The 26,740-nt window shown below is 61.1% G+C and carries 34 protein-coding genes; 31 read left to right on the top strand and 3 right to left on the bottom strand.

From position 1 onward, the window contains the following. Window positions 1-180 precede the first annotated feature (180 nt). The 6 genes from LDH66_RS00805 (at window position 181) to LDH66_RS00780 (ending at window position 2,692) form a co-directional block, all read left to right on the top strand. Window positions 181-381, top strand: coding sequence for a hypothetical protein (locus tag LDH66_RS00805; RefSeq protein WP_226479186.1), 201 nt, complete (start codon window positions 181-183; stop codon window positions 379-381). Then, on the top strand, window positions 378-641 hold the full coding sequence (locus LDH66_RS00800; RefSeq protein ID WP_226479185.1) for a DUF8129 domain-containing protein: 264 nt from the start codon (window positions 378-380) through the stop codon (window positions 639-641). The genes LDH66_RS00805 and LDH66_RS00800 overlap by 4 nt, the downstream gene beginning before the upstream one ends. After that, the gene (locus LDH66_RS00795; protein ID WP_226479184.1) at window positions 634-1,023 is read left to right on the top strand and encodes a hypothetical protein; all 390 of its coding nucleotides are present in this window, start codon (window positions 634-636) and stop codon (window positions 1,021-1,023) included. Before LDH66_RS00800 ends, LDH66_RS00795 begins: the two co-directional genes overlap by 8 nt. Before the next feature lie 829 nt (window positions 1,024-1,852). Continuing rightward, window positions 1,853-2,080 (top strand): hypothetical protein, encoded by a 228-nt coding sequence (locus LDH66_RS00790; RefSeq protein ID WP_226479183.1) that lies wholly within the window; start codon window positions 1,853-1,855, stop codon window positions 2,078-2,080. Continuing rightward, window positions 2,077-2,469, top strand: a complete 393-nt coding sequence (locus tag LDH66_RS00785; RefSeq protein WP_226479182.1) for a hypothetical protein — start codon at window positions 2,077-2,079, stop codon at window positions 2,467-2,469. Before LDH66_RS00790 ends, LDH66_RS00785 begins: the two co-directional genes overlap by 4 nt. Beyond that, a complete protein-coding gene (locus tag LDH66_RS00780) occupies window positions 2,462-2,692 on the top strand; it encodes a MarR family transcriptional regulator (protein ID WP_226479181.1) in 231 nt (76 codons plus the stop codon). The genes LDH66_RS00785 and LDH66_RS00780 overlap by 8 nt, the downstream gene beginning before the upstream one ends. 14 nt (window positions 2,693-2,706) lie before the next feature. Here the strand turns inward: LDH66_RS00780 and LDH66_RS00775 are convergent, their stop codons facing one another. Next, window positions 2,707-3,468, bottom strand: a complete 762-nt coding sequence (locus tag LDH66_RS00775; RefSeq protein WP_226479180.1) for a hypothetical protein — start codon at window positions 3,466-3,468, stop codon at window positions 2,707-2,709. A gap of 281 nt (window positions 3,469-3,749) precedes the next feature. Between LDH66_RS00775 and LDH66_RS00770 the strand changes: the two genes are divergently transcribed. From LDH66_RS00770 to LDH66_RS00650, 25 genes are all read left to right on the top strand, one after another. Beyond that, complete coding sequence (locus LDH66_RS00770; RefSeq protein ID WP_226479179.1) at window positions 3,750-4,343, top strand: hypothetical protein; 594 nt, start codon at window positions 3,750-3,752, stop codon at window positions 4,341-4,343. After that, a complete protein-coding gene (locus tag LDH66_RS00765) occupies window positions 4,340-4,522 on the top strand; it encodes a hypothetical protein (RefSeq protein ID WP_226479178.1) in 183 nt (60 codons plus the stop codon). The genes LDH66_RS00770 and LDH66_RS00765 overlap by 4 nt, the downstream gene beginning before the upstream one ends. Window positions 4,523-4,859: 337 nt before the next feature. Next, a complete protein-coding gene (locus LDH66_RS00760) occupies window positions 4,860-5,087 on the top strand; it encodes a hypothetical protein (RefSeq protein ID WP_226479177.1) in 228 nt (75 codons plus the stop codon). Further along, window positions 5,084-5,401 carry a hypothetical protein gene (locus LDH66_RS00755; protein WP_226479176.1) on the top strand — a complete coding sequence of 106 codons (318 nt, stop codon included), beginning with the start codon at window positions 5,084-5,086 and terminating at the stop codon, window positions 5,399-5,401. Before LDH66_RS00760 ends, LDH66_RS00755 begins: the two co-directional genes overlap by 4 nt. 2 nt (window positions 5,402-5,403) lie before the next feature. Further along, window positions 5,404-5,664 carry a hypothetical protein gene (locus tag LDH66_RS00750; RefSeq protein ID WP_226479175.1) on the top strand — a complete coding sequence of 87 codons (261 nt, stop codon included), beginning with the start codon at window positions 5,404-5,406 and terminating at the stop codon, window positions 5,662-5,664. Window positions 5,665-5,841: 177 nt separating this feature from the next. Next, window positions 5,842-6,507 (top strand): hypothetical protein, encoded by a 666-nt coding sequence (locus LDH66_RS00745; RefSeq protein ID WP_226479174.1) that lies wholly within the window; start codon window positions 5,842-5,844, stop codon window positions 6,505-6,507. Next, on the top strand, window positions 6,500-8,077 hold the full coding sequence (locus LDH66_RS00740) for a hypothetical protein (protein WP_226479173.1): 1,578 nt from the start codon (window positions 6,500-6,502) through the stop codon (window positions 8,075-8,077). Before LDH66_RS00745 ends, LDH66_RS00740 begins: the two co-directional genes overlap by 8 nt. A 5-nt stretch (window positions 8,078-8,082) precedes the next feature. Beyond that, the gene (locus LDH66_RS00735) at window positions 8,083-9,654 is read left to right on the top strand and encodes a hypothetical protein (protein WP_226479172.1); all 1,572 of its coding nucleotides are present in this window, start codon (window positions 8,083-8,085) and stop codon (window positions 9,652-9,654) included. Further along, window positions 9,651-10,601: a phage head morphogenesis protein gene (locus LDH66_RS00730; RefSeq protein WP_226479171.1), complete on the top strand. Its 951-nt coding sequence runs from the start codon at window positions 9,651-9,653 to the stop codon at window positions 10,599-10,601. Before LDH66_RS00735 ends, LDH66_RS00730 begins: the two co-directional genes overlap by 4 nt. A 1-nt stretch (window position 10,602) precedes the next feature. Further along, window positions 10,603-12,105: a hypothetical protein gene (locus tag LDH66_RS00725; RefSeq protein WP_226479170.1), complete on the top strand. Its 1,503-nt coding sequence runs from the start codon at window positions 10,603-10,605 to the stop codon at window positions 12,103-12,105. Next, window positions 12,102-12,503 carry a hypothetical protein gene (locus tag LDH66_RS00720; protein WP_226479169.1) on the top strand — a complete coding sequence of 134 codons (402 nt, stop codon included), beginning with the start codon at window positions 12,102-12,104 and terminating at the stop codon, window positions 12,501-12,503. The genes LDH66_RS00725 and LDH66_RS00720 overlap by 4 nt, the downstream gene beginning before the upstream one ends. 43 nt (window positions 12,504-12,546) lie before the next feature. Then, window positions 12,547-13,368, top strand: a complete 822-nt coding sequence (locus LDH66_RS00715; RefSeq protein ID WP_226479168.1) for a phage major capsid protein — start codon at window positions 12,547-12,549, stop codon at window positions 13,366-13,368. A gap of 8 nt (window positions 13,369-13,376) precedes the next feature. Then, window positions 13,377-13,757: a hypothetical protein gene (locus LDH66_RS00710; protein ID WP_226479167.1), complete on the top strand. Its 381-nt coding sequence runs from the start codon at window positions 13,377-13,379 to the stop codon at window positions 13,755-13,757. 33 nt (window positions 13,758-13,790) lie between these two features. Next, the gene (locus tag LDH66_RS00705; RefSeq protein ID WP_226479166.1) at window positions 13,791-14,153 is read left to right on the top strand and encodes a DUF4054 domain-containing protein; all 363 of its coding nucleotides are present in this window, start codon (window positions 13,791-13,793) and stop codon (window positions 14,151-14,153) included. Beyond that, a complete protein-coding gene (locus tag LDH66_RS00700; protein WP_226479165.1) occupies window positions 14,150-14,599 on the top strand; it encodes an HK97-gp10 family putative phage morphogenesis protein in 450 nt (149 codons plus the stop codon). The genes LDH66_RS00705 and LDH66_RS00700 overlap by 4 nt, the downstream gene beginning before the upstream one ends. Next, a complete protein-coding gene (locus tag LDH66_RS00695) occupies window positions 14,596-14,982 on the top strand; it encodes a hypothetical protein (RefSeq protein WP_226479164.1) in 387 nt (128 codons plus the stop codon). The genes LDH66_RS00700 and LDH66_RS00695 overlap by 4 nt, the downstream gene beginning before the upstream one ends. Before the next feature lie 3 nt (window positions 14,983-14,985). Continuing rightward, on the top strand, window positions 14,986-15,519 hold the full coding sequence (locus LDH66_RS00690) for a hypothetical protein (protein ID WP_226479163.1): 534 nt from the start codon (window positions 14,986-14,988) through the stop codon (window positions 15,517-15,519). Between the two features lie 23 nt (window positions 15,520-15,542). Then, window positions 15,543-15,728, top strand: a complete 186-nt coding sequence (locus LDH66_RS00685; RefSeq protein WP_226479162.1) for a hypothetical protein — start codon at window positions 15,543-15,545, stop codon at window positions 15,726-15,728. Next, a complete protein-coding gene (locus LDH66_RS00680; RefSeq protein WP_226479161.1) occupies window positions 15,725-16,975 on the top strand; it encodes a hypothetical protein in 1,251 nt (416 codons plus the stop codon). The genes LDH66_RS00685 and LDH66_RS00680 overlap by 4 nt, the downstream gene beginning before the upstream one ends. 3 nt (window positions 16,976-16,978) lie before the next feature. Next, window positions 16,979-17,380 (top strand): hypothetical protein, encoded by a 402-nt coding sequence (locus LDH66_RS00675; RefSeq protein WP_226479160.1) that lies wholly within the window; start codon window positions 16,979-16,981, stop codon window positions 17,378-17,380. A gap of 62 nt (window positions 17,381-17,442) precedes the next feature. Beyond that, a complete protein-coding gene (locus LDH66_RS00670) occupies window positions 17,443-17,631 on the top strand; it encodes a hypothetical protein (protein ID WP_226479159.1) in 189 nt (62 codons plus the stop codon). A gap of 193 nt (window positions 17,632-17,824) precedes the next feature. Next, complete coding sequence (locus LDH66_RS00665) at window positions 17,825-20,404, top strand: phage tail family protein (RefSeq protein ID WP_226479158.1); 2,580 nt, start codon at window positions 17,825-17,827, stop codon at window positions 20,402-20,404. A 9-nt stretch (window positions 20,405-20,413) separates the two neighbouring features. Then, window positions 20,414-22,396, top strand: coding sequence for a phage tail protein (locus LDH66_RS00660; RefSeq protein WP_226479157.1), 1,983 nt, complete (start codon window positions 20,414-20,416; stop codon window positions 22,394-22,396). Window positions 22,397-22,411: 15 nt separating this feature from the next. Then, window positions 22,412-22,798, top strand: coding sequence for a hypothetical protein (locus LDH66_RS00655; protein ID WP_226479156.1), 387 nt, complete (start codon window positions 22,412-22,414; stop codon window positions 22,796-22,798). 4 nt (window positions 22,799-22,802) lie between these two features. Then, on the top strand, window positions 22,803-25,466 hold the full coding sequence (locus LDH66_RS00650; protein ID WP_226479155.1) for a WD40 domain-containing protein: 2,664 nt from the start codon (window positions 22,803-22,805) through the stop codon (window positions 25,464-25,466). Between the two features lie 4 nt (window positions 25,467-25,470). Here LDH66_RS00650 and LDH66_RS00645 read toward each other — a convergent pair whose 3' ends face one another. Next, window positions 25,471-26,007, bottom strand: coding sequence for a hypothetical protein (locus LDH66_RS00645; RefSeq protein ID WP_226479154.1), 537 nt, complete (start codon window positions 26,005-26,007; stop codon window positions 25,471-25,473). 98 nt (window positions 26,008-26,105) lie between these two features. After that, window positions 26,106-26,540 carry a hypothetical protein gene (locus LDH66_RS00640; protein ID WP_226479153.1) on the bottom strand — a complete coding sequence of 145 codons (435 nt, stop codon included), beginning with the start codon at window positions 26,538-26,540 and terminating at the stop codon, window positions 26,106-26,108. Window positions 26,541-26,740: the final 200 nt, after the last annotated feature.

The following is a 26,740-nucleotide window of genomic DNA, read 5'->3' as shown; positions in this document are numbered from 1 at the left end:
TCCCACCTCCCTAAATTTCGCTGTTGTCCAGTACAAGTGTAGTTGTGTAAGTAACAAACGGTTAGCTGAGGGTAAATCGGCTGAAGCGTCGCGAAGCGTCGCGATTGCTGATCTTGGCCGCCGATTTGCGGCCAACAAGTCCCTTGGCGAACCTGCATCTGTCGAACCAACCAATCTGGGATGAACGTACCAACACAGACACGCGATGCACGGAACGCTCTCCTCTCGCGGCTCGAGGAGAGTAACAGCGAACGAACGGAACTGATCGATGCGGTCACGGAAGCGATGGACGCCGACCGGGAGTTCGTCGAGGACGTCACCGATCAGCTCGAGGCTCGTGGCGAGATCTATGTCGTCAACGGAGTGGTCAAGAAAACATGAGCGTCCCGAAACAGGCGGCGCTCTCGGACCGGCCGCAGTATCCGAACATCGCCGCGGACATGGGCAAGGATCCTGCCCGGTTCCTCTCGTCGTCGGAGCACTACCTCCCGGTGGCTCGGATCCGCGGCATCCAGGACCAGGGCCTACTCTCGGCGTACCGGGCCGTGGAGATCCGCGAGTTCGGCGGTCGGGACATCGTCCTCGAGGCGATCGATGAACGCGAACACGAACTGAAAACGGAGGCGATCGACGATGAGTAAGCAGGACACGGATGCCACAGCGAAGGAGATCTACGACTCGGTCGTCGGCTACGTCAAGCACAACACGGGTGGCGTCCAACCCCCGCTGATCCACGAAGCCCCAGTCGTTGCGAGCGTCTCCTGGAACTACCCGGACGAACACCCCAACCGAGTCCGGTCGGCGATCGCGGCGGCCACGTCTCGGGACGACCTCTTCCGGTTCGTCGACGACTCGGGCGAACACGAGCGACGCTACTTAGGGGTCGACGACGCGGACGACCTCGAGCGTAAAATCCGCGAGTACCATGACCGATCGGAACGGACGACACGCAGCGGGGCGCTCCGACTCAACATCGCGAATCAACGGGTCGACCATCTGCGAGGTGACGACGATGAGCGGTAAGTACACGGGCGGTACTGAACGAAATGGTGTTCCTAAATTAGCGTGGGAGTTGTATCACCGTCCCAACCCCGGTTTACGCTCCCACAGAGTCATCCAGGGAATCCAGCCGTATAACTGGGAGGCTCGGTCATCAAACATTTACGAGATATCCAAATTCGTCCGGTCACGCGGCACAGAGACTGATCACGGTAGGAATAATGAATGGATGCGGACTACCGGACTGTGGTTGGGCCAAAGAGCCGGCAGCCGCGTCTCTAGTCAGGGGACTCGGTCGGAAAAAGGGGCACATCGTCCTAATATCCGTCCTAAATTTGATAGAAGAGAGCGATCACTACAGACGGGTACTGAATGCACTGTTAGTGATGAAGGAACGGCGGTCATCGAACCGTCACGTGGTTGGGTCAGTGAAACGGTTGATGACCGCTACTCTACGAGAGGGGCTGGATCCGGTTGTGGAGAGGTGCTGTATACACAGCACCTTTATACAGACATTGGAATTCGATCACTACAACCGGGCACTGAACACGATGGGGGTGGCCCAACCGATGAGTGACTTCAGCAGTCTAATCAACTACCACGATTGGAAAACGTACCAGTATCCCAATTTAAGGGATAGCTGGTCACGAAATACGCTTCCGGCCCCTGAGAGTGAAGGTGGAGTGAAACTCCTGTTTTGTGGGGCCGGTAAAGCGTACCAGAACCAATTGGAAGTAATTGTTTGTACAACAACAATTTCTGAATATACCGCTCTGCGTTCAGTTGACCTAAGAACTGATCAGCCACTCTCACAGTCTGAGAACTCTACGCGAAGCGAAGGGGGTGACAACTCGTGACGACCGGCTACGTGGTGAACCTCGATAACGGTCACAACGGCTACTGCGTCGAGAGCCTTCTTGGCGTCACCTACTGCGGTGAAACGTTCGATCCCACAGCCGTCGAACGGGAACTCTACGCGGTCGATCGCGGCCACGATCATCCGCACAACATGCTCTGCTTCGACTGCTCGAAGGCCGATTCGCGAAAGGTCCGTGGCGCAGTCCGAGGTGAGACGGCATGAGCGTCTTCGAAGACACCCTCGAGGTCTGGCAAAACGCCCTCGAGCACGACGACGTCGCGACCGTCGACGGTCCGGCCTCGATCGAGACACTCGAGGAGGCACGCGACCGCTTCGAGCAGCTGGGCAACGAGCCTCGCGATGGCGTCCTCGTCATCTCGATCGACATGGCCCGAGAGATCCCGCGGGGCTGGGTCGAGCTCGAGGCGCACTCGCTGAGTCCCGACGGTCACGAAGAGTTCCGGCCGTTCGACGACATGATCACGGTCATCGACGGCGCCGATCGGAGCGCGTACATCTGCCGGTCGGACGCGCTCCGCCTGGACATGACGATCCTCGAGGCCAACGGCGTCGTCGCGATCGACTTCGAGCGAGGTGATCCCGATGCCTGAACAACTCCCGAAAGACGTCGCCGATGAACCGCCCGCTGCCCGACTCGTCTACCTCGCCCTTGAGGACAGACCAATGACCGTTGAGGAGATCGTCGACTGCACTGGTCTCTCAAAGAAGTCGATCCGAGACTCTGGTCGGCTACTTGAAGACAAGGGTGTTATCGAGATCGAGACGCACCCTCATGACGCGAGAAAGGGACAATATAGACGCACGGAACAGTAGTGTATCGAAAGAAATCATTGCCCAATTTCGAGGGTTCTCTTCGACTTACACCGGTTATCCATCTCTTCAAATTCCACTATTCTTGGATCCGATGATTTCGAAATCACGGTCTCCATATCCATTTTTGAAGGCTGATACCAGTCTTGTGGATACTCTATTCCCCTATTAGACTCGAATGTATAATGAAATTCGAGTTGTTTCCCATCATATATTTCTTTTATCTCCCCATCGCTATTCCAAATGTCGTTAATGAGATCAATTTGATTTTCGGGAAAATTTTCTGCAGTTGTTGTCAGCGGTAAGAGTTCACCCTCTAGCAAACTGAGATGGTGATCTCTTGATGAGAATGTCCAAATGAACTCACTCTTATTATCTCTCCAAATATCAAGAGCATCTTCCCCGTTTTCCTCTCGTGCAATAACACAACCTCTGAGATTGATGGCGGGGCCGTTACCGAAGTTTTTCATTCCAAAACGGAAATCATTCCTATCATCATCTAATCCGAAATGAGGCCTAACAGAAAGGGTACCTGGATATTCATTTGTAAATCGCTCCTGCTTCATTTGATTGAATACCAGAAATGAATATCCCATAGTCACGATAACAAGGACTCTTTGAGCAGTAACAACGGGGGTAATAAACATGGCCGAAATTATTGCTAATCCCAATAATATGAAGCCAACATCCCAAACATCAGTGAATATAATCAATTCTTTCACCCTTCTTTCATAGTCAATAGTCAGTAGATCTTTGATCTGATCCTTGAGCCGAGCCATGGCAGTGGTCTTGACTACAGACTCTTTAATCTGGTTTGATAATTACAGTGCAATATACAGTTCTGAAAGATGCTAGAATAGACACTTAGATAGAGGTTTAGGAACAGTCGGTCAAATCCACCTAATAAGAGAAATCACGTGACTATCCACGGATAATTCCGGAAAAGCAGCGATCTATCTGTTCACTTAAGTTGATCTGTAACCATACCTGATAGCAAGCCCAAACTGGGGACGCCATCGGGGCGGGTGAACCGGGGGCCACCAGCGGAGAGTGTCTTCTTATGCACGGTACACACGCCTTCTGTCCAGAGTCCGGTGCGTCGCTCTCGGAGGATACAATCGTCACCGAGGACGGCCAAGAACTCCGCTACTCGACCGGTGACAACGCCTACGGCGATGACTCGTACATCCTCACAACCGGCTCGCGATGCTCGAGCAAGATCGCGCTGATGAGTCGCTTCCGGGAGTGCCACGAACGGCACTTCGGAACGCGGTGGATCGACGAGGACCGCGTCGCCCAACTGTACCGACGCGTCGCCACCCACCTCCGGAAGCTCAAAGCAGAGGCCGACGGCGAATCCAGTACTCGCGACGAGTGGGTCTGGTTCGCGCTGGCCGAGCGCCTCGATCGGGAGGATGAGCCTACCGACTGGATGCACGCCCACGCCGATCAGGTCTGTCCGAACTGCGGTGGCCAACTGCAGTGGTATGACGCGCTCCGGGGCTCACTCCCGAAGTGCGTCAACGACTGCTACGGCGACGGCCGCTTCGTCGGTGGCGAGATCCGCGAACGCGTTGCGACAGTCTACAACCGGGCGTTTGGCGGCGACATCGGTGAAGGCGTCAAACCGACCGAACTCGAGGTCGTCCCATGACGGTCCACCCGATCGACGAGGGCGTCCCGGTCGAGGTCCGCTTCGCCGGCCGTCGCCTCGAGGGCGTCGTCGACGAAGTCAGATGGACACCGACCTGGGCGAACCAGCACTCGGAGATCGTCGTCGACGCCGACGGCACTACGATCTCGACCGGCCGAGCATCTGTCCGACCTCGATGACGTCCCCGATGTGGCCCGGCGCTTCCCACTCCCCACTGCGTCGGGCCGAAGGGGACTGTCATCGCTCCCGCTGACCTCCTCGCTTCGGGGCGGGTACCATCCCGCGATTATCGCTCGGCAACGGGCCGCCCCGACCGCGCCGGGATCAGGCCGGGAAGGCTTCCCGCGTCACCACGGGACCCGGCGCACTGCTTTCACGACGTGTCCGTCCTGTAGGCGGGCCGTGCTCGCGTCTCTTGTCATGTTCCTTTGGTGGGGGTACACGGCAGGATACGATTGACACACCACTCGAGTGCGGGATCGGTTCGACTCCGATCACGGACGTCTTTTCCACACTATGCAGCCAGCAACCCTCGAGGACCGCCTCCGAGCCGGTGACCGGACACTCGTTCGACTGCCGCTGCTCGACGACGTCACGATCAACGAGGCCCACGGCGCGATCCTCGGGGCTGCCTTCGGACTGGCGCTGATCTGGTCGCCGATCGCCCGGAGAACGATCCGCCGCGAGCCCTGGTGGTTCGTCGGCGTCGGCGTGGCGATCGTCGCCTTCGAGAAACTCCGATGAGAGATGTCATGTCTACGCAAAAGTCTGAGTCACGATACAGGGAATCGCTTCGAGAACACAACCGGAAGGTCGATCACGCCTGCCGAGCGGCCTGGGGGATTTCAGTAAAAATGTGGAGAGTACTCGATCAGGTCGTCTCCTTAGGGGCTCTCGCCCTCGCAGGATACGCGATCGCCGAAGGTGCCGAACCTGTCCTCGCACTTCTAATCGCGGCAGTCATCATCAGCGGCCCGAAGGTCGTTGAGTGGTGGCTGGTCCGCGAGGACTTCGTCGAATTCGAAGAGATGCGCAGCCGGCGCGACGGCAAGGAGTAACCATGCTCTCGATCGGCGGACAGACTCGCCAGCGCGTAAAGCGCCTGACGACGCAACTCGCCTCGAGCCCGACGCTCCCGCTGCTCGGCCTGACCAAGACTGTCGAAACGGTTGTCGCCGGCGGCCCGACGCTGTCCTGGGCAGCGTATTCTCTGAGCGTCACACTCGTCTGGATCTTCGCCGACGACATCCAACGCAGTGTCGAGGAGATCGGCGAGGCCGCTCAGGACGTCGTCGACGAGGATCCACAGGAGGCCGACTGACCATGCCTGAATTCCTCCTCCAGTACTGTGTTCCCGAGACGTCTAACTCGAGGAACTGACACATAATCACCAACCGATCTGAGCAGCGGTCCGGGCACCGCAATTCGTACTTAAAGTATAAGTCCCACCGCGACGCTGCGCGACACTCTTACCCTCATGTCCAACCGTGACCGCCGTGTGAACCTCGCCCTCAAGTGGCACTATCTCGACAACCTCTCTCCAAACGAGATTCGAGACCGCTTCGAACGCGAGGGGATCGGTGACTACACTCTCTCGACGATCAGGGACTACCTCAACGAGAAGCCAAAGGAGGAGGTCATCCAGGCGATTGAGGAACGGAACGCGAACGTCCGGCTCCAAGCGGCCGAGCGCTTCGAGGAACTGTACCAGCAGGCCCTCGAGGATCACGACGAACTCGCCGTCGACGACGAGCCGGTCATCGCGATGGTCCCGAAGATGGAGGTCTACGAGGGCGATGACGAGCTCCGTGTCTCCGACTGGGAGCAGATCCCGACTGACGACGATCGGCGGCCCGAGTGGGCAAGTGAACGTGATGTCCCGATCGCGTTCACCGACGACATCCGGCACATCGAGCCGGGGGAGACGTACCCCGCCGGCGCCGAGCGCGGTCGCCGACCCGAGTACCGGAAAGCAGTCGTCGGTCTCCGGCGTGATCAGCCCGATCGCGTCGGCCGGAGTTACGCTCGTCAGGAAGCAGCGGAGCACCTCCGCGAGAAGGCGGATGTCCTCGGCATCTACGAGACCGACATCAACCTGAACACCGACCTCGAGGGTGCGCTTCTCGAGAGTTTGAAATCTGCCTACGGTGAGGACGATGAGTAGTACACTATCCAGTCCCGACGCCAGTAGACCGTCGGTACAGCCACCCGAGCACTATGCTCGCCGTGCCCAGCGTGGCGACGAGACGTGGCTCGAGGATGCGATCGAGGACTACCTCGGCGTCACCGTGACCAGGGCCCAGCAACGCATCTGCCGGACGCTCGTCAACAACGAGAAGGTCGTCGTCGTTACCGCAAACGGTCTCGGGAAGTCCTACATCCTCGCGGCGATCGTCAACATCTGGCTGCTCACGAAGTACCCTGCCATCGCGTTCGGTACCAGTGGAACGTACGCGAAGCTCAAGCGGACGTTCTGCAAGCCGATCGAGGCGCTCCACGACAACGCGCTGCAGGGCGTTGGCCTCCCTGGGGAGTACAAACAGCAACCCCCACGAATCGAGATCGATGGCGAGCCCGAGCACTACTTCGAGGCCGCCAGCCCGGAGGACGCTGGCGAGCTCGAGGGTGTCCACACTGCGTACACGCTTGGGATCATCGAGGAGGCCGACAAGAAGGCGATCGATGGGGACGTCATCGACGCGATGACGAGCCTGGTCACGGACGATCGGGACCGACTCATCGCGATCTCGAACCCGCCCGTCGACGAGACGAACATCACCTCGGATCTGATGGACGATCCAACGTGGAAGACTGTTCAGCTCTCCTCGTTCGAGAGCCACAACGTCCAGGTCGAGACCGGCGCCGTCGACGGCCCAATGATCGACGGTCTCGCGACGCTCGGGAAGATCCAGGACGACTGGAAGAGCTTCAACGGCGAGGACTGGCCCGGCCTCGAGAAGGCCCGTACTGCACACGAGCGTCGCGACGATCTCGACACGCGCTGGTATCGCCGGCGTGCTGGCGTCATGCCACCAGATACCGCCAGCAAGCATCGTCCCTACGATGCAGCCGATGCGAAAGAGGCCTACGACACGGCGATCACCGCCGGTCGCGGGTATCCACTTGGCAGCGGGATCGACGTGGCCCGGTCGGGCGATCGCACTGTCCTCATCACGCTCTGGTCAACTGGGAACTGGACAGTTCGCTACACCTCTCGAGGCACGGACTACCCGACGCAGGAAGATGAGCTCATGGCCGACTCTCGCCTCGGTGGCGACCGTCACCACGCAGTTGCCATTGACGCCGTCGGTGAGGGGTCCGGGTTGGCCGACTATCTCGACGATCGTCTCCCGAACCTCTACCGCTTCGGTTCCGACAAGAAACCGCTGACGGACGGGACTGAGGACGACAATCCGTACGGGTTGATCAACTACAAGTCCCAACGGGCGGAGGCGCTCGCTGCGGTTGGTCGGAAGCTTCCCGACGAGCTCGCGTACAGTGACGGTGATCTTCGCGAGGAGCTGGTTGCCGGCGCTCGGAGCATCGAGTTCGATACTCGCACACTCGGCAGCCGTGGCGAGAACGGCGCCGAGGTCGTGACGGTCAACTCAAAGGACGCTGTCAAGGAGCGACTCGGCCGATCGCCGGACCTGCTCGACGGTGCGATGATGGCAGCGTGGGCGGCCGAATGCACCCCGGACGAGTTCTCAGCGGATAACGCGGTGGTGTTCTAACACATATGATAGAAGACACATCAACGACGGTTCGAGAACGGTTCGGCGCTGCGGCGCGGGCACTCCTCGCGCCATCACAGGACGGCGATCCGAGCCCTCAGGCTCGAGACGAACGGCCGATCGTCATCGGACGGCGCGAGCACAGTGACGAGCCCGACCGAGAAGAGATCAAGAAGTGGCGGGACGCCTACCGCGAGAACCCGCTGATTCGGGTCCCGATCCAGAACTTCGCGAGCGACGTCACCGAACCCGGCGCCTCGGTCGTGATCGACACGGAGTCAGACAACGTGGACGTCCCGACGGTCTCCTCGGACTACCCGAACGAAGCCTACCGTGGGGAGGATCTCGATGCAGCGCTGGAGATGTGGCTCGCCAACTGCTACGTCGACGGCTGGGACTTCGATGCCGACATCTCTGATCTGCTCGAGGCCGTGATCAAGGACCGCCGTGGTCGCCGCGGGACGGCCGTCGTCGAGCACGCGTACGACGACCCTCGGAAGCGGGACCGTATCCTCGCACTCCGTCCGATCAAGGCTGAGACGATGACGGCCTACACCCGGGAGGGGAAGGGGATCGTCCTCCGGCCCGACGATAACCCGAACGAGTTCGAGTCCGTCGCCGTCCAGGACCTCTCTGACCATGGGCGAGAGACCGCACCGAAGACGCCAGCTGGCAAGACGGCTGCACTCGCCCAGTTCGACGACGTCTACGGCACCGATGAGCGTGACGAGATCCCGTTCGCACTTGACGACGTCACGGTATCACCGTACGACGCTGATACGGGCGAGCTGTTCGGTCGTCCCGATTCCGCTCCTGTGGTCGATCGGGCCCAGGCCGTCTACAACAAGCTCGAGCACATCGATCAGGCGATCCTCAACACGGCGTTCGCGAACATCATCGCGAAGGTCGAGACGAACGACGAAGAGGTCGCCAAGAAGCTCCGCAACGATCTCGACATCAACAGCCCTGAGACCGTCTCGGGGACGAACGTCCCGGTCGAGATCAAGGAGATCGAGGGCTCAGTCCCCGACGCGGTCAGCACGATCCAGCAGGAAATCGAGTTCGTGCTGGCAGCCATGCCGACGCCACTCTACCGTGTCGGGTTTGCAGGCGACATCAACCGCGACATCACGACCGAGCAGCGGGCCGACTACTGCGAGGATGTCAAACGCGAGCGTCGGCGGCTCGAGTCGGATTTCGAGACGGTGCTCCGGCTGAAGGCTAAGGAGTTCCTCCTCGGCGACGCCCACGCTGACAAAGAACTCGACGTCACGCCGAAGCTCCGGCTCCGGCCGGAGGAAACATCGTCGCCACTCCGCGATGAGGAGTTCGACCCCGAGGCGTTCAAGACGCTCATGACGGGCCTCTCGGAAGCAGCGGGGACGAGGGGCGGGGCCGATGTGATCCTCCCGCAGCGCAAGATCGTTGGGACGCTGCTGGACATGGACGCCGACGAGATCCTTGGGGACGGGACGGAAGCAGAGATGGCAGCGCTGGACGAGGCAGATCCCCGCGTTCGGGAGACGTTCGTCGACGTCGTTGATGACCAGGACAACGGCGACGGGGAGAACACATGAGTGCCACACCGAACCCGACGGGACTGGCGGCGTGCTGCAGTCAGCCGGCGTCGACAGCACAGCTCGCACAGCCGTCGGGGGTCGAGGATATCGAGGAACAGTTCCTCGAGGCTGTCCAAGACCGGTCGGCGACTGTCCGGGATCTCGTTGAGGCGACCGTCGCGGAGAACGATGCACTTCACCTCGCCGAACGCCAAGACGAAGGTGAGCTCGCGGAGGAACGCGAGAACTTCCCGCGAGTCTCTCCAGACGAGCTCACTGACCGGTTCGTGGAGTGGTTCCGGACCGTCCTCGAGGACGAGGTTCTGGATCCCGTTCCGCTCGAAGAGATCAAGGCTGGTGAACACTGGACGGGCGAGTTCCTGCGGTCGGGCTATCTGCGGGCGTGGCAGCAGGCCACCGGTCGCCTCCAACAGGAGGGTGCGGACGTCGACGCTCAGGAGATCGAAGCGATCATCCAACTGCCCGTTCCGCAGCGCCAACTCCGCGATCTCTACCGGCGGGCGTTCTCGAACCTCGAGGACATCACGGATGAGATGGCGCAAACGGTGCGCGAGGAGCTCGCCGATGGCCTTGAAGCGGGCGAGAACCCGCGCACGATGGCGCGGCGTCTCGATGAGAAACTCGAGTCGGAGACCCGGTCTCGGCTAAACACACTCGCCCGAACCGAGGTCATCAACTCGCACACGGAGGCAACGCTCGACCGGTACGAGCGTGCTGGTGCAGATACGGTTCGCCACGGCGAGTGGGCAGACGCTGGTGACGATGATGTCTGTCCGATCTGCTCGAGTCTCGACGGTCGCGAGTACACGATCGACGAGATGCGGTCGGGGACCTTCGAGTTCGAGCCCGGCTCGGATGACCCGGACTACCTTGCTGGCGAGTACCCGATCCGTCCGCCGGCCCACCCCAACTGCCGTTGTACCATCCAACCGGTGATCACATAACATGTCTACGACAGCAACCACCCCGAGTCGAATCGCCCACCTCGCTGATAGTGATGACGAAGAGTACGACCACATCGTTCACGGCGTCGCACACGGAGAGGACGAGCTCACCCGCGGTCTCAACGGCTCGAAGTACTGGCCAGCCCGCGAACTCAAGAAAGCGGCACCCTCCCTCGAGGGCCAGACCGTCTACAAGGTCCACGGTGACGGGGAGCGCGAAGAGGTCGGTGAAGTCCTCCGGTCGGCGTACCAGCCGGGGCTCGGCGTCGTCTACGAGGCCGGCCTTGACGATTCGACGATCGCCGAGGAGCTGTCTTCGGGACGTCGCGAGGTCTCGATCGAGGCGGGCAACCCCAGCAAGGTCGACGAGCATACGCAGACGGGCGCGGCGATCATGCGGGACTACGAGTACACGGGTCTCGCGACGACCGAGAAAGGGGCCAGTGAGGCGAACTACACGGCGCCCGGATCGGCGGACGGCAATCCGGCTGTCGCAGCGCTCTCCGCGAGCGATCTCGAGGCGGCCATCGACGGCGAGGACGTCGACGTCGAGGCAGCACTCAACTCCTACCAGTCCGCCGGCGGCGTCCGGTTCCGCGGAACGCGGGACGGGAAGCTCGACAAGAGTGAACTCCCGACGGACGACTTCGAGCAGTACTTTCTGTTCGACGGCGACACGAAATCGGCCTCGTCGTACCCGGTAGTCGATTCGGACGGCTACCTGCGCCGGGGCAACGTCGCTGCGGCCTACAGTGTCGGCCCTCGTGGGAGAGCGTCCCGCGAAGAGCTGTACGAGAAACTCCGGGCGCTGAACGATGCGTTTCGGACGCCGCCGATCGATCCGGAGAAGCTCTCGGTCGATGACGAAGAGGCGGAGATGGCGGCGCTGGCAGATGATCTCGACGCTGGTGCAGTGCTGGCGGCGACTGCGGATGTGCCCGGGCCCGATGACCCGTCGGGCGAGGTCCTGGGCGACGATTCTACAGAGTCAACTATGACTGACGACAACAACGACGACAACCCCAATGTTGAGGCGCTCCTCGAGCGCGTCGACGAGAAAGAGGAAGAGATCGAGTCCCTCGAAGCAGACCTCGCAGCGAAGGAGGACGAACTCGAGGAGAAAGAAGACGAGATCGCTGAACTCGAAGACGAGGCTGAAGACCTTCGTGAGCAGAACGAGGCCGCCCGAGAGCAGTACGCGGCTGCGCTCGCGGAGGCGGACACCGTCTTCGACGAGGACGAACTAGCAGAACGGTACACGCTGGCCGAACTGTCCGAGAAGGTCGACGAGGCCGACTTCGGCGACGACGGGGAATCAACCCCGGTCGTCCGATCGGGTGGCGGATCCGACGTCGAGGCGAACCTCTCGGCGGCCGACCAGGAGCGCAAGGCCGAACTCGAGGCGCGTCTCGACGATCTCGAGGACAAGGATGGCGCACTCGCGGAGAAGGAGGAGGAACGTGTGCGTGCTGAACTCGAGGACATCACTGGAGGTGGAGCATGAGTCTGAACCCCGGGCAGTCCCACAAGGGCGACGCCCAGCACACGGAGACGCGCACCGCTGCTGAGGCACTCTCAGCTGGCGACGCCGTCGCACTCGACGCCAACGGCGAACTTGTCACGGCTGACGGGACGAATGACCCGGTCGTCTACGGCGTCGTCGGCTACAACAACGGCGATGGCTACGAGGCAGGTGACACTGTCAAGGTCACCTACAGTGGTCCCGTCGTCGCAAACGTCGCTGCCGGTGTCGGCGCTGGCGTCGAACTGGGCTCGTCTGGAACCGAAGGCCAGCTCGCCAGCGGCTCCTCGGCTAAGGGCATCATGACGATGTACGCCGAGGGCGCAGCGCCGAGCGGGATCCCGGACATCCCGTCGGGCTACGCTCACGTCGACGTGTGAGATCGAGCGGTAACTGACTACCAACATTCTACAGAGATAACAAATGGCACTCCCTAACGTCAATCAGATCGTTGACCCGACGACCGTCCGCGAAGTCGCTGCGGAACGCGTCGAAGCACAGACCGTCGTCCGTGAGTTCTTCATGGACGAGACGGTGCCTGACGGCGCCGGCGAAGAGTACGAGATCCCAGTCCCAGCTGAGGAACTCGGCCTGCCCGAAGAGGTCGAGCCCGGCGCGGACGTCACCTACGACCGTGAAGAGTACGGTCGTCCCGTGGTCTCTCGACGGATCTTCAAGAAGGGGTCGAAGATCCCCGAGGAGGACATCAACGACAACGTGTTCGACCTCGTCCAGGACCACACCGAAGGCCACGCGAAGAACATGTCCAAGAAGCTCGACCGGGCCGCGTTCTCGGTCCTCGACGCCGCTGCACCAACCGGCAGCGCAGTCGGCGATGGCGACGGGACGCTGAGCTTCCAGGACATCAACGCCGGCGCGACCGAACTCTCCAACCGCGGTGAAGACGGCTTCACCGCCGATATGGCGCTGGTCGGCCCGTCTGGCAAGGAGTCGCTGGTGAACTACTTGGCTGATCGTGGGACGGATCTCGGTGACGAGGCTGTCCAGAACGGCGAACTCGGCGAGTTCGCTGGCATCCGGTTCATGTTCTCGAACAACGTCTCGATCGGTGGCAACGACGCAATCATCGTCGACTCCGACGAGTTCGGCTTCGAGGGCGAGTGGCAGCCGGTCGACACCGACCAGAAGACCGACTTCGACGCCGACGCCATCAAGATGAAGATCAAGGCCGCCTACGGCTGGACGACCAAGCGCAGCGAGGCCGCTGTCCGCGTTCAGGGGTGACCTGACTCATGGTGTATCATGAGGTGCAGACGACTCACAACGAGGACTACGACGGGACTCTCACGCTGGGAGAACTCCCTGACGGGGAGCTATCGTTCGACGGTGGTGCGGCGATCGTCGAGGACGAAGGTGTCGCAACCCGGCTCGCCGACCGGTATGTGAACCTCGAGTACGCAGGACCCGTCGAGGGTCAGGGAGCAGAATCTACCGAGACGGAACCCACCGACCTCCCGGTCGACCCTACCGAGTACACGATCGCCGAACTCGAAACGGAACTCGAAGACCAGGAGTTCTCGGAAGACGAACTCCAAGCCGTGCTCGAGGCCGAGGCCTCGGGCCAGGATCGCGACGGTGCGACTGACGCGATCGAGGAACACCTCGAGAACTGATGAGACATCTTGTCTCGGGAGGGCCCATAATCCATGCCAGACCCATCTGACGTCAAGCGCGTTCTCGAGTCCACGGACCTCTCTGACAGCGACATCCAGGCGTTCATCGAGGAGGCCACGGCCGAGTACGAGGCAGTGATCGGCAACGAGTCCATCGACGACTCGCTCAAGGACCTGGTCGTGACTCGACTGGCCGCACACGGTGTCGCAACCGGCCCAGAACGGCAGGTCGATAGCGCCGGTGAGAGCGACGGCAACGTGAGTTTCGCCGGCAAGACTGGCAAGGGGCTGGACGCAACGACCCACGGCCAGCGCGCGCAGGATCTCGATCCGACTGGCCAGCTTGGCGGCGGTGAAGACGGCGAGTCAGGAGACCACTTCGTGTTCTCGTCATGACCAGCTTCGATTTCGATATCAAAGGCCTCGAGGAGCACCAGCGCCAGCTCCGTGAGGAGCGTGATAAGTGGGCTGGTGACGGCGGGAAGTGGCACGTCGGGTCTGCGGTGAATTATGCCGTCTACTTGGAATACGGCACCTCGAAGATGGATCCAAAGCCCTTCTTCCGGCCAGCGTTGGCAGAGGCCGAGCAGGATCTCTCAGCGTTCGTTCGAGACAACACGAAGAAGACGGTGTCGCAGATCGACGGCCCGAAGGAACTCGTCAAGACGGTAGCGTTCGCCCTCGAGCGGCGAGTAAAACAGATCATCAAAGAAAAAGGTCTGATTGATACGAACGCGATGCGGGCCAGCGTGGCCACTGTCCGGTCAGAAAGCGAACTGAAGGGGCAGGCGGATGTGGCGGCACAGGCCAACGTCGATCTCAATCCGGAGGACTTCGAATGACCCGAGACACCGTCAAGAACGCGCTCCGTCGCGTCCACTCGAGCACGCTCCACAACACGACGATCGAGGTGTACGAACCCTCGGTCTCCTATGACCAGGGCGACGGCTGGAGCGTGTCCTACCCCGATCTCCCCAACGCGGCGTACGACGCCCGTGTCGACTCGCCGTCGGCGGACAGTGACCGGGACCGTTCGGGGACGACATCGGAGATCGACGTCATCGTGCGCGTCCGGGACGACACCGGTCAGCAGTGGACCGGCTGGGGTGAGGAAACCAGCGCCCCGGTTCGCATTCTGGACGCTGCTGACCAGACGATGTACGAGTTACAGACAGTCGTCGACCAGCACAACGGCACGCTCGAACTCGAGGCCGTGGAGGTTTAACCGATGACAAAGACACGACTCTCCGAAAGCGCCGAACAGGTCTTCATCGACGATGCACTGCTCCCCGACTGGGAGCCAGCGGGCGCTGTCGGCTACGATCCCTCCGCCGACCCTGGAAACGAGGCGTTCGTCGCGATCGGCGAGTCCTTCGAGGACGTCGGCGAGACCTACCCATCGATTACGGTCCAGCGGACCAACGAAACCGCGCCCGGTGGCACGGGCTACAACTTCGTGACTACGAACGGGCCCGGACAGGATCGGTCGGGCCAGCTGCTCGTCACGGCACGTGCGGAAGCACACGGCGAGGGCTACACTGGCGACTCCAGCCAGTACGATCCGGTCGACGCCGAGGACCTCGTTGACGAACTCATCAACGAGGTCGAGGACGTCTGCCTCCGGAACGCCACCCACACCGACACCGAGTTCAACGGACTCGGCAGCTACCGGGGCGCGGATGCCCCGAACGACTACGATGCGACGCCGTCGGTGATGATCGAGCAGTGCGTGGTGATCTACTCGTGGTCTCGGCTGCCGTGACCGCCTCTCACTTCTGACCAACCATGTGGATCCAGACAGACAACCAGCAGCTCCGGAGTCTCTACGACGCCGATCTCATGGACGACCACTACGACCCGCCGGGCGTCGAGTTCTCGGCGGGCGGCAAGGCGAACGTCGTCCAGGAGGTCGGCGAGCGGCTCGTGGAGCACTACGACGACATCAGCCCAACAGAGACAGATAACGAATGAGTCTAAGCGAATCACAAAGCGGCACGACCAGCGAGTCTGGCCAGCTACCCGGGCGCTACGAGTGGGTTGCGGAACCCTCGCCCGGCGCAGTACCAACCGATCCCGAATACAATCTGTTCAGCGACGTCATCCGGACGTTCGAAATGGACCCCGGTGTGACGGTCGCTCGGCAAGACTCCGTCGGGACTGCCGACGCGGTCGACCACAACCGGGGCCCGGAGGAACCGTCGGCGACCGTCGGCTACGATCTCCAGCAGTTCCCCGTCGACGGGTCCGGAAATCCAGTCGATGCATCGGCGTACGGGATCCTTCGCGACGACTTCAACGAACTGCTCGGAACGCTCCTCTGTGTGGGACGTCGCGAGTACGGCGGCGGCAACGACGGCGCTGGCGTCCGCGAGTACTCCGTCGTCCGTGGCGCTGGCGTCGACTCGGCCTCCGCCACGCTCGATCCGAGTGGGGACCAGCCGATCCTGATGGAACTCTCACTGACCGCGCGGAAGGCGCGGTCGTACAAGATCCACCAGCCGAGCGCAGGGACGACCCTCGATATCGTCTCCACCTCGGCGAACGACACGATGGAGATCACCATCGAGGACGAAGGAGCCGCTACAACCGAAACGATCTCGCTTACGGGCGACACGGCTGTCACGACCACTTCGACCTTCGAGGACATCGACGCAATCTGGCTGGCAGACAACCCCGAAGGAGACGTCACCGTCTCGGACGGATCTGGGACGACGCTCTGCGAGATCACCGGCGGTCTCGAGTACTCGGATGATGACCAACCCGTCGACGGCGACCGTGGTGTTCCCGCACTCGGTGCCGGCAGTCACGCAAGTGCAATCGGCTCGAGCTTCGAGTTCTTCGTCGGCGATCGCTTCGAACGTCCTGCCGGCGAGCCCGTCCGCGCTCGGATCAACTCGGCGTCCTGGACGGTCGAGAACAACATCAATACCCAGGCGTTGCAGACCACGCGAGCACCAGCGCTCGACGCTGGTAACCGCGCCGCCAGCGTCGACGCCGACGCGGCTGGTCCGTACATCAGCCATAAGTCGATGATGGAGGCGCTGCAGAAGGTCCAGAAGAATATCGAACACGAACTGTCCGGTGGAACGGTCACGTTCCACAACACGACGGAGACTGATTCCGCCAGCCGTACCGTCGAAGCCGACCAGGCCGTCGCATCGATCAGCGAGACGTTCTCTGCGAGCGGAGACCCGGCGATCAGCCTCTCCGCGAACTAACCCATGACTGACCAAGACACTACCCCGTCGATCACGGAAGCGTCACACGAGCGAGATAGCGATGGCGAACTCCTCGCCACCACGGAGACGGTCGAGATCCACGACCAGGCGTACGAGGTCGAGATCTATCCCGCGACAACTGGCCAGCGTAACGAGTGGACGAAACGGCTCGAGGACGAACCCGAGGAACTCTCCGATGAGCTGACCGCCGAACTACTCGACGAGTTCGCCGTCCACGAGCCCGAAGACTTCGGCGCCGACTCCTGGGACGACGTCCGCCCGGCCGTCACTGACGCCCTGGGCAACGCCGTGCTGGCGACGCTGTTCGACGCCGGCGACCCTGACGTCTTCGTCGAGGCCCTCGAGGAAGCGGCCCAGGGAGCGACCGAGGGAAATCAGGCCTGAGCCGGGCGGAGCTCCGCGCGAGTTTTGACGCGTGGTTGCATGCCGAGTGCGGGCTGACGTTCATGGACATCAGCCAGTACAGCCAGCAGGAACTGGCCCGTCTCCAGTTGGGGTACATCGTCCGCGAACGCCAGTCCCAGCAGTCTCAGCAGCGCACCGGAACTCGGATGTCGTCACGGAAGCGTGATCTCCAGCGCGGCCAGCAGCAGGCCAGACGTGAGATGTTCGACGATCTCGGTGTGACCGCCTGATCGACGTCGGATCTATTTTCAGAGATTTATGCCAGCTAACCCATTACACGCCGAAGTAACGGCCGACAGTTCCGACTACGTCTCGTCTGTCGAAACAGCCCGTCAGAGCTCGGAGCGGCTCGGAGATCAGGCGATCGACACCTCGAGTGCACTCCAGGTCCTGCAGAGCCGAGCCGATGAGGTCGAAGACGAGATGTCCAGCGCTGGTCGTGCAGCGACGTCCGCGGGCGTCCGGTTCGGCGGTCTCACGGTTTCGACTGGGACGCTCTCGGGTGCGCTCCTCACGCTCGGCGCAGTCACCACTGGGACGACGGCCGCACTCGCAGCGCTGTCGACGACGATCTTCCCGTTGATCGCCGTCGCCGGCACGCTGGCCGCAGGGGTCGGGAGTCTCGCAGCTGCCTTCGGCGGCCTCGCCGCGGTCGGCGCCGTCACGCACATGGAGGAACTCAAGACGGCGTTCGGCGAGGCGAAGACGGAGATCAGGGAACTGATCCAGCCGCTGGGTAACGTCTTCGGTCCGCTGCTCGTCGACGCCGTCGAGGCGCTCCCGACGCTCGTCGAGCGGATCCTCGAGGCGATCGGGCCGGTCGACCAGTTCCGGGATGCGATGGTCGAGTACGGCGATCTCGCGATGGACGTCATCCCGCAGGTGGCGGGGGCGATGATGGATCTCGCACGGAACGCACTGCCGCCGCTGCGCAACCTCATCGGCTACCTCACCGACAACGGTGGCAGCGCCTTCGAGGGGATGCTTCAGGTCACGCGTGAGCTCGCGCCGGAACTCAAGACGTTCGGCGCTGCGGTGGTCAACGCGATCCCCCCGATCACGAAGATGGGGACGATCCTCCTCAACACACTGCTGCCGCCGCTTGCCAGCGTGATCGATCTGATCACCGGCGCTGTCGAGTCGATCAACGAGTTCGTCACTGGATCGGAAGCGTTCCAGGAGGGCGCCGGGGCGATCGCCGAGATACTCGACGGCACGGTCACCGAAGCTGTCGAGGGTGCGACGGAGCTGTGGACCACGCACGGCGATGATGTTCTGGGTGCTGTCGAGAGCGGCTACGGAGAAGTCTCGAGTATCGCCGCCGACAGGGCCGGTGCTGTCGAAAGCGGTGTCAAGAGCGCTCTCCGGTCGACTGGACGCATCTGGAAAACGCATGGAGATGAGATAGAGCGGACGGCCCGGACTACCTTCGGGTCTGTCGAGACCATCGTCAAGACGTCGTTCAGCGAGATTCGCGAGACAAGTGAGCTCGAGATCTCCGCTGTCACGGGCGTTCTGGGGACGTTCGACGAGGCAGTCAAAAACCAACTTGTTGGCCCGCTCACTGACGCCGACAGTGATTTCTCAGAGACGTTCTCGTCGATCCAGACAGAGGTCGAAGAGTCGCTCGGCCTTGTCGAAGAGATCATCACTGATTTCGTTTCGGTGGCGTTCGACAGTGGGATCCAGCCATATATCCGCAATGCGTCTGATCTCTGGCAGCAGCATCTGTCGGGACCAGACGGGATCGTCGCGAACGCACGGACCGCCTTCAACACCCTCTGGAGATATGTGATCAGGCCGACGCTGAACACCATCCAAGGAGCGTGGGAACTGTTTGGGAACGATATAATCACGCTTCTGCGGGGTGTTTTCGGCACTCTTGAAACACTCTATACGATCAAGCTGGATGCGTTCTTGACGGCAGTCAACGTCTTCCTCGATCTCCTATCGGGAGACTGGAGAGGGGCCTGGAACTCGATCGCCGGGTTCCTTCAACGGACGTTTAACGAAATCGCTGAGTGGCTCAAAGGCCCCGCAGTTAGCCTTCTCAACGGCGCTCTCGGTCTTATCGCCAGTGCGATCAAAGCGCCATTCTTAGCAGTCTACAACTGGCTCATCGGGAATAGTATCGTCAAGGACATGATAAACGATTCCGTCTCGTGGCTCAAGCAAACGGGGAAATCCCTGATAGCGGGTGCGTTTGAGACGGTCACCGAAGGCATCAAGAACAGCATCGCCTACCTCACTGGAACTGGGGAGGACTCACTCATCGGTGATGCAAAAGCGAAGCTCAACGGCCTGGCAACGTGGGTCAAAAGCACTGCGAAGGAGAAGGTCAAGTCTGCGTTCCAGACGATCTCCGATGCGATCACCGAGGCTCTCGAGGTCAATATCGACTGGCCCGAGCCCCCTGAGATCGTCAAGAAAGCGTTTAACGGAAACCTCGACATCGACTGGCCAAGCCCTGGCGATGGTGGTAGCAGTGGAAGCGACGACGATGACGACGGGACGGTCGACCTTGACGACCCTGACGAAAACATCACAGGTGGCACGGGGACAGAAGGGCCAGATAGAGACGACCACCTCGAGGGGAATGATGGGACCAGCCCCGGTTATGGACTCGACGATCCTCGCGAAGAGGATGAGCGGTCGGGCAACTCTGGCCCATCTCGCGACGATCACATTTCCGGTGACGATGGCACTGGCCCCGGATACGGCCTCTCAACCGGCGGGATGATCGAAAAGACCGGCTGGGCAAAGCTCCACGCACCAGAGATGGTTCTCTCCCAGGACCAGACTGCCGACGTCCAACGGGGCAACGCGCTCGCAGTCGGCGACGTTGGGAGCAACATGGAGAAGGCGCTCCAGTCGGCCGACCGGACTGACGACCTGATCGCGGAGCTCCGGTCGATCCGGCACCGACTCGGAGAAGTCGCCGCCGAGGCCGGCACCGAGGTCGAGTTCCGCGACGAGGATCGGTGGCGGGCAGTCGAACGCTAATTCTTAGAGATGCTCACACTACGAATCGAACACACCGACGGCACAGTCTCGGAACTCGACGCCATCCGGGCGTCGCGGACCGAAGATCTAGACGAACAGGCACGAGCCGAAGCGACGGTATATCGCTCGGACTGGAACGACGTCGAGGCCGACCTCGACGAGCGAAACGACCGACTGTTCCTCGACGTCGACGGCGTCGATGTCTTCGGCGGTCGCTTCGAGGACTCGCGGAGCGAGGCCGGGACGGTCTCGGTCCAACTCTCGAGTCCGGAGACCGACGCCAACGATGCTGAGCCGACGCCGGCGAACCTGACGTATCAGAACGTCGCCGACAGTACGATCGTCTCCGACGCGATCACGGCGGTCGACACGCTGTCGGCCGGAACAGTCGAGACGGTCGCCTCGGCGATCTCCTACTCGGCGAGCCACGCCTCGAGGAGCAAGCAGATCCGTGACCAGCGGAAGGCCACCGGCGCGGAGATCCGGTACAACCCCGACTGGACGGTCGACTACCTCGACCGGCGCGGGAGTGATCGCGGCGGCGTCGTCCTCGGACCCGCCGAAAGCAACATCGGCGACGGGTTCACCAAGACTCTCGACATCCGCGAGGAGGTCACGCACGTCCTCGCACTCGGTGCGCAGGACGGTCCGGACCAGCGGATGGCAGAGGCGGTCGTCTCCGACTACTCTGCCGGCAAGCGCCCTGTCTGGCGGCGCGTCGAGGACAAGGAGATCATCGACCAGGACCGACTCCAGCAACTGGCCCAGACCCAGGTCGATGAGTACGATGGTGAGCCGCGGGCGATCGAGGTCCAGGCGACTGTCTTCGGCGTTGACCTCGAGCTCGGCGACTCGGTCTCGGTCGACTACCCCGAGGAGAACGTCTCCCGCTCGCTCCGCGTTGTCTCGCTGACGACGCGCTGGGACGAGCAGGGTCGCGTCCAGGAGGTCACACTGTCGAACCGCTCCCGGACGCGATCGTCGAACCAAGGCGACGCGAAGCGCAACACGGACCTCCAGAAGTTCAACCGCGGGTATCAGGGCTTTGTCGACCGATCCCAAGCCACGAGTGGGTGGAATCCAGCAGAAAGTGGCACGCCCCAGACGCTCGAGATCCCAGCGTGGCCAGACGATATCGTCGACGAGCAACGCGTCGAGCTGACGGTTCAGGGCCGCGCATGGCGGTCGCCGGTCGAAAGCGTCGGTCACGAGCACGCGTTCAGCTGGCGCCATGCACACGGTGTCGACACGACCAGTTCGAACAACAGCGACTACCAGACGGTTGTCGCGACTGGCCGGGCTGGCTACAGTTCGCCACAGACACTCGACGACAACTGGTCGACTATCGGGAGCGTCCCAACCAGCGGTTCGTTCGGGGTTGATACGTCCGAGGTGGCGGTTGTCTGCGCGCTGACACCGACGAATAGTCCCAGCGGAATGGGGATTCGAAGCCTCTCCATCCGTCTAAAGAACGATTCGTCGGACGACTACTATCCAGACTCCGACGGCATCCGTGCACGTGAGATCACCGAGGCGCCCGTCCCGTTCCCGGCGCTCGAGGCCCCTGAGAACGCGAACGGCGATAGCTACTCGTTAGAGGCGCAGACGAACTTCACATCCGAATACGGATCGCTCGACGTTGCAGTCGCGGCAGGCTACTGGGCCGATGGCCAGCACGTCCACGGTGTCGACAGTACAACGACTAACGGCGGTGTCAACGAAGATACGACGTCGAGCGAGGCGGCGTTCAAGCCTGGCGTGACGACGACTTTTGAGAATACAGAATATTATCCGTCGGACGTCACGATCACGGTCAACGGGACCTCGGTGGCGACGATCGCCGGCGACGATACCTCAAGCTGGGACGAGACGGTCGACCTCACTGGGGAACTCCAAGCGGGATCGAATACAATCACGGCCGAACCCGCTGACCGAGGCGAACTGAACCTCATCCTCTCGTCGGAGCTGTTCCGCAGAGGACGTACGAACTAACCCAGAGATAGACCCATGTCAAACTTCAACGCAGCAGGATTCACCGACCTCAGACAGTACATCACATCGATGAACGGCTGGACACACGTCGCACTGATCGACGATGCAGGCAACGAGGAGACTCGTATCGATATCCACAACGACAGTCGCGCCAGCTGGGGCGACGCGAGTGCGAACCCGACTGATCTCACGATCACACTCTCGGGGTCGGACAGCGATATCGCGGCTCCGGTCACGCTTGAGCGTGCTGAACTACATCTGAGTTCCTCGTCGACGACAACGATGCACGACGGGCCACTCCAAGGTGAGATCAACGGATCGCTGCAGGCTGCAGCCGTCACGATCGGCTCGGATACCGACGAAGGGACAGTGACCTACACCGTCGAACTACCGACGCAGTAGATCCATGCTCGAGAATCCGGAGGATCTCGTTGATCCCGGCAACCAGCACACGGAGACGTTTCTGGACACCAGTGATGGAGAGCCACGCAACACGTTCATCTTCGAGGTCGCCACTGAACACTACGAGTTCGTCGAAGCTGCCGAGGACGGCCTCATCTTCGATGCTGACCTGCGATTCGATCGGACCGCGTTCGGCGACTGGGTCCTCGAGCAGCATCCCAACTGGGACAAGTTACCGGACCATGCTGCCGAGAATATCTTCGATAGCAACCGCTGGGATCTCGCAGACGACGCCAGCGACACGGCAGTCGAGTTTCTGGTCTCGGACATGGATGAACCGCCTGTCGAGGCGGTCAAAGGCCAGCTACTCGAGATTGGCTCAACGACGCTGAACCTCCGGGATCAGCAGTCAGTGACGACATCCGTTCGAGTCAAGACGACCGATCCAGAGGGGCCGTGGGAGAGTCCGGGCGTTCGATTGCGATTCGGCCATGGGTCGACCGACTGGTCCCTCTCGCAGACGCTTTCCGAGGCGAACAGCACGAGCTACGCGACCTCTTGGTCCCCGAACGGGTCCTACCTCGCATATGGGGAGTACGACGGAAACGTCTACGTCCACTCGACGAGTGACTGGTCGCTGGCGACGACCCTGTCGGCGGCAGGCAGCTCTATCGAAGATATCGGCTGGGCTCCCGACAGTTCATATATTGCATACGCATCACGTGACGATAACGTCTACATCCATTCTGTCTCTGATTGGGGGCTTTCACAGACGCTGTCGCAAGCTGGAAGTAACGTCTATGGAGTGGACTGGTCACCAGACGGAAATTACATTGCATACGGGTCAGCTGACAATAACGTCTACATCCATGCTACGAGCGACTGGTCGCCGATAGGCAACAGCCCACTCTCCCAAGCTGGAAATAGTGTCTACACGGTCGCCTGGTCGGCGGATAGTAGTTATATCTCATATGGTACTAGCGGGAACAGCGTTCACGTCCACACGACGAACGACTGGTTGCCAATAGCTGATAGCCCCCTCTCTGCGGCGACTGGGATCGTCCGTAGTATTGATTGGGAACCAAACGCGAATTATGTCGCGTACGGGTCAGATGATGAAAACGTCTACATCCACGCGACAAGCGACTGGTCGCCGATAGCCAACAGTCCTCTCTCCCAGGCGACGGGTAGAGTCACTTCGGTGGCTTGGTCCCCAGATGCGAGCTATCTCGCGTACGGCTCCTACGATAGCAACACCTACGTCCATCTGACGAGCGATTGGACGCTGGATGTGACACTCACTGAAGCAAGCGGAAGCTACGCCTACGTCAACTCAGTCACCTGGGCCCCAGGAACCGATAACATCGCCTATACCGGTGCATCGGACCTCAACACCTACGTCCACAACGCACCATCGGCGGACTTCGTCGTCACGATCTCGTCGACGAACAGTCCTATCGACGAGACCGAGACGCTGACGGTCGACACGCAGATCGATAACCAAGGCGGGAAGGCCGGCGAGCAAGAGATCACGCTCGAGATCGGGGGGACACTCGAGGACTCGCAAACGGTCAGCCTGGATGCGAGCACGTCGACGACGATCATCCTCGAGTGGCCGACCGAAGTCGGTGACCACGGATCGAAGACTGCGACCACCTCGAGCAACGACGATAGCGATTCGACCAGCATCTTAGTTCGGTTCGACCGGACGGTCACCGCCACCGGATCAGGCTCGGCGACCGTCTCACGCGAGTGGACGGGCGCGCGATCGACAACGGCCAGTGGGACCGGAAGTGCGACGATCTCGCGGACAGCTACGGCGGATCGGTCTCTGTTGGCGTCCGGCACCGGCGGCGCGACGGTCTCGCGAACTGCGACGTCCGATCGCACGGTCGTGGCGACCGGCACTGGCAGCGCGATCGTCCGATTCGACTTCGCCGGCTGGGCGATCGGTCGCCGGATGATCCAAGCGACCGAGCCCGAGCTTACGCCAAAAACACTCTCGCTGTCGTTTGAGGCGACACGTGACGACATTGGCCACTGGCGGCAGTACGACCGTGCCGGCGACCTCGGCATCCAGATCGGCTACGGCGGCCAGTTCCGCGCGATCGACTCCGCCGGCCGTGACTCTCCGACGATCGTCGAGGCACCTGACTCGGAGCAGCCCCCATTCCAAGCTGGATCGGAGTGGTACGTCAATAGCTACGAGGAAGAGCAGGTTGCTGCCGATCGTTTTGAGCTCACGCTGACGTTCCATCGGCTCTCTGATCGCGACCCGATGTTCGATCCCGTCGACGAGGCTGGTGAGTCCTGGTCGATCGACACCGATCGCGGCACGGTCGCCCTCGAGGACAGGCAGGTCGGGCAGATCTCACGCTCCGGGACGACATCAGGCGGGACCACCACGCTCCCGCTACGGCTGACCGACGAGCAGGCAGCGTTGCTCGCAGATACGGGGACTGTACCTGACGCGATCGTCGAGCGGATGGTCCCCGACGGCCCGGATCGTCTCGAGGACTCCAGCGACGGCAAGCAGACTGTAACGATCACAGCGCCGACGGGGGCGAGTATCGAGCCGGGACAGTACTTCGTGCAGGGCTGGTCGCTCTCACACGGCGGTTATCAGGACTACCGCTGGCGAGTTGGTCTGGAACTCGCGGAGAAGTGAGCCCCTACTCGAGTTCGAAGGTTCCCGTTCCCGGGTCGCCAACTTCGTCGAGGATCTCGTCGCGCATGATGATCTCGGCCTCGTACTCGCCAGCCGACCAGTCGTCTTCTGGTTGGAAACGAGCTGCCACCTCGGGCTTCATCCACCCGTCCTCCCCAGTCAGCTCCTCGATTTCTCGGGAAGATCGGTCAACGCGGCTGCCGTCAGGTCCGTAGAGTTTGGCCTGTGTCGTGTACTGGACCTCGCCATCGTGGGAATAGACGTTGTACCGGAATGCTACGACGACTTGATTCGCATCCAGCGTTCCGGTCTCGATCGCGTTGCTCGTGAGATCGCCGTATTCCTCCCATTCGCTAACGAGGCCGACGTCATCGATCTTCGGCGGTCCTGGTTCGATGCCAGTATGCTCGAAGCCACCGTCGTCCTCGCTGCTGTTGCCGTTCCCACTCCCGGTTTCGTCTTTGGTCTGATCGCTCGCACATCCGGCGACGGTCGTCGAGACCGCGGCTCCGGATCCCACCAACAGCGCTCGTCGATTCATATCAGCCCTACTGGACGGTTTCGTGATAAGAATATCGGCGTTACGAGCGGGGAGATAGGTCAGGCGTGATTACTGTGATAATTCAGTGTGTCTCAGGGCTATTGGCCAGAAGAAAGCCGATCCATGATCGTAATACAATGTTGGCGGAACTCTTCAGTGGGTGAATCCTCCTCATATGGACGTGTGCAAGCCTCTCGAATTGTAGGTTCGGTCTTGTCATACTCTTCTGCAACCTTAGTGAAGGCCCGATCGAGACGAGATTCTGCTTCCGTCCGGTATCGTTTTCCTTTCCGGCGTTTCGGAGGCTCATGATCATGTTTCTGGAAGCGATAAGCTACTTCCGCACGGTAATCTAGGCGTGGTCCAGGGCGCATCCGCGGTAGAACATCCGCTGCGACAAGCGCAAAATCATCTCCCCACCGGTCTGGGGCATCATTTGGAACACTACGCTTTCCAATCTTGAAGCCGACCTGATGCTGATCTATTTTCGGTCGGTTCAATTCCTCAAACTCACTTAGTTTAGTCTCCTCCATTCAGGTGTCACCGTATCTTGACCAAGGTAGAGTAGCGTATTGACTATTTTTCTGGCTAGATGCGTCCCTGTATGTACTTCTTCATTTTCTATGAACTCGAGGATCCTATTCTATTCGCCTGATTCATCCTTGGAGATCAAAAGCACGATTGTAAATACGCTATCCTATCAGAGCCACCTGGCCTGTGATCCCATCTTAGG

Origin of the sequence: Natrinema amylolyticum, from assembly GCF_020515625.1 — an archaeon.
Classification (GTDB): Archaea; Halobacteriota; Halobacteria; order Halobacteriales; family Natrialbaceae; genus Natrinema; species Natrinema amylolyticum.
This window is presented reverse-complemented; position numbering and strand designations above follow the sequence as displayed.

What these genes read in the sequence shown, in the direction of transcription:
- LDH66_RS00805 (WP_226479186.1), top strand. Translation starts at nt 181, where the DNA reads ATGAACGTACCAACACAGACACGCGATGCACGGAACGCTCTCCTCTCG.
- LDH66_RS00800 (WP_226479185.1), top strand. Translation starts at nt 378, where the DNA reads ATGAGCGTCCCGAAACAGGCGGCGCTCTCGGACCGGCCGCAGTATCCG.
- LDH66_RS00795 (WP_226479184.1), top strand. Translation starts at nt 634, where the DNA reads ATGAGTAAGCAGGACACGGATGCCACAGCGAAGGAGATCTACGACTCG.
- LDH66_RS00785 (WP_226479182.1), top strand. Translation starts at nt 2,077, where the DNA reads ATGAGCGTCTTCGAAGACACCCTCGAGGTCTGGCAAAACGCCCTCGAG.
- LDH66_RS00780 (WP_226479181.1), top strand. Translation starts at nt 2,462, where the DNA reads ATGCCTGAACAACTCCCGAAAGACGTCGCCGATGAACCGCCCGCTGCC.
- LDH66_RS00775 (WP_226479180.1), bottom strand. Translation starts at nt 3,468, where the DNA reads ATGGCTCGGCTCAAGGATCAGATCAAAGATCTACTGACTATTGACTAT.
- LDH66_RS00770 (WP_226479179.1), top strand. Translation starts at nt 3,750, where the DNA reads ATGCACGGTACACACGCCTTCTGTCCAGAGTCCGGTGCGTCGCTCTCG.
- LDH66_RS00765 (WP_226479178.1), top strand. Translation starts at nt 4,340, where the DNA reads ATGACGGTCCACCCGATCGACGAGGGCGTCCCGGTCGAGGTCCGCTTC.
- LDH66_RS00760 (WP_226479177.1), top strand. Translation starts at nt 4,860, where the DNA reads ATGCAGCCAGCAACCCTCGAGGACCGCCTCCGAGCCGGTGACCGGACA.
- LDH66_RS00755 (WP_226479176.1), top strand. Translation starts at nt 5,084, where the DNA reads ATGAGAGATGTCATGTCTACGCAAAAGTCTGAGTCACGATACAGGGAA.
- LDH66_RS00750 (WP_226479175.1), top strand. Translation starts at nt 5,404, where the DNA reads ATGCTCTCGATCGGCGGACAGACTCGCCAGCGCGTAAAGCGCCTGACG.
- LDH66_RS00740 (WP_226479173.1), top strand. Translation starts at nt 6,500, where the DNA reads ATGAGTAGTACACTATCCAGTCCCGACGCCAGTAGACCGTCGGTACAG.
- LDH66_RS00735 (WP_226479172.1), top strand. Translation starts at nt 8,083, where the DNA reads ATGATAGAAGACACATCAACGACGGTTCGAGAACGGTTCGGCGCTGCG.
- LDH66_RS00730 (WP_226479171.1), top strand. Translation starts at nt 9,651, where the DNA reads ATGAGTGCCACACCGAACCCGACGGGACTGGCGGCGTGCTGCAGTCAG.
- LDH66_RS00725 (WP_226479170.1), top strand. Translation starts at nt 10,603, where the DNA reads ATGTCTACGACAGCAACCACCCCGAGTCGAATCGCCCACCTCGCTGAT.
- LDH66_RS00720 (WP_226479169.1), top strand. Translation starts at nt 12,102, where the DNA reads ATGAGTCTGAACCCCGGGCAGTCCCACAAGGGCGACGCCCAGCACACG.
- LDH66_RS00715 (WP_226479168.1), top strand. Translation starts at nt 12,547, where the DNA reads ATGGCACTCCCTAACGTCAATCAGATCGTTGACCCGACGACCGTCCGC.
- LDH66_RS00710 (WP_226479167.1), top strand. Translation starts at nt 13,377, where the DNA reads ATGGTGTATCATGAGGTGCAGACGACTCACAACGAGGACTACGACGGG.
- LDH66_RS00705 (WP_226479166.1), top strand. Translation starts at nt 13,791, where the DNA reads ATGCCAGACCCATCTGACGTCAAGCGCGTTCTCGAGTCCACGGACCTC.
- LDH66_RS00700 (WP_226479165.1), top strand. Translation starts at nt 14,150, where the DNA reads ATGACCAGCTTCGATTTCGATATCAAAGGCCTCGAGGAGCACCAGCGC.
- LDH66_RS00695 (WP_226479164.1), top strand. Translation starts at nt 14,596, where the DNA reads ATGACCCGAGACACCGTCAAGAACGCGCTCCGTCGCGTCCACTCGAGC.
- LDH66_RS00690 (WP_226479163.1), top strand. Translation starts at nt 14,986, where the DNA reads ATGACAAAGACACGACTCTCCGAAAGCGCCGAACAGGTCTTCATCGAC.
- LDH66_RS00685 (WP_226479162.1), top strand. Translation starts at nt 15,543, where the DNA reads ATGTGGATCCAGACAGACAACCAGCAGCTCCGGAGTCTCTACGACGCC.
- LDH66_RS00680 (WP_226479161.1), top strand. Translation starts at nt 15,725, where the DNA reads ATGAGTCTAAGCGAATCACAAAGCGGCACGACCAGCGAGTCTGGCCAG.
- LDH66_RS00675 (WP_226479160.1), top strand. Translation starts at nt 16,979, where the DNA reads ATGACTGACCAAGACACTACCCCGTCGATCACGGAAGCGTCACACGAG.
- LDH66_RS00670 (WP_226479159.1), top strand. Translation starts at nt 17,443, where the DNA reads ATGGACATCAGCCAGTACAGCCAGCAGGAACTGGCCCGTCTCCAGTTG.
- LDH66_RS00665 (WP_226479158.1), top strand. Translation starts at nt 17,825, where the DNA reads ATGTCCAGCGCTGGTCGTGCAGCGACGTCCGCGGGCGTCCGGTTCGGC.
- LDH66_RS00660 (WP_226479157.1), top strand. Translation starts at nt 20,414, where the DNA reads ATGCTCACACTACGAATCGAACACACCGACGGCACAGTCTCGGAACTC.
- LDH66_RS00655 (WP_226479156.1), top strand. Translation starts at nt 22,412, where the DNA reads ATGTCAAACTTCAACGCAGCAGGATTCACCGACCTCAGACAGTACATC.
- LDH66_RS00650 (WP_226479155.1), top strand. Translation starts at nt 22,803, where the DNA reads ATGCTCGAGAATCCGGAGGATCTCGTTGATCCCGGCAACCAGCACACG.
- LDH66_RS00645 (WP_226479154.1), bottom strand. Translation starts at nt 26,007, where the DNA reads ATGAATCGACGAGCGCTGTTGGTGGGATCCGGAGCCGCGGTCTCGACG.
- LDH66_RS00640 (WP_226479153.1), bottom strand. Translation starts at nt 26,540, where the DNA reads ATGGAGGAGACTAAACTAAGTGAGTTTGAGGAATTGAACCGACCGAAA.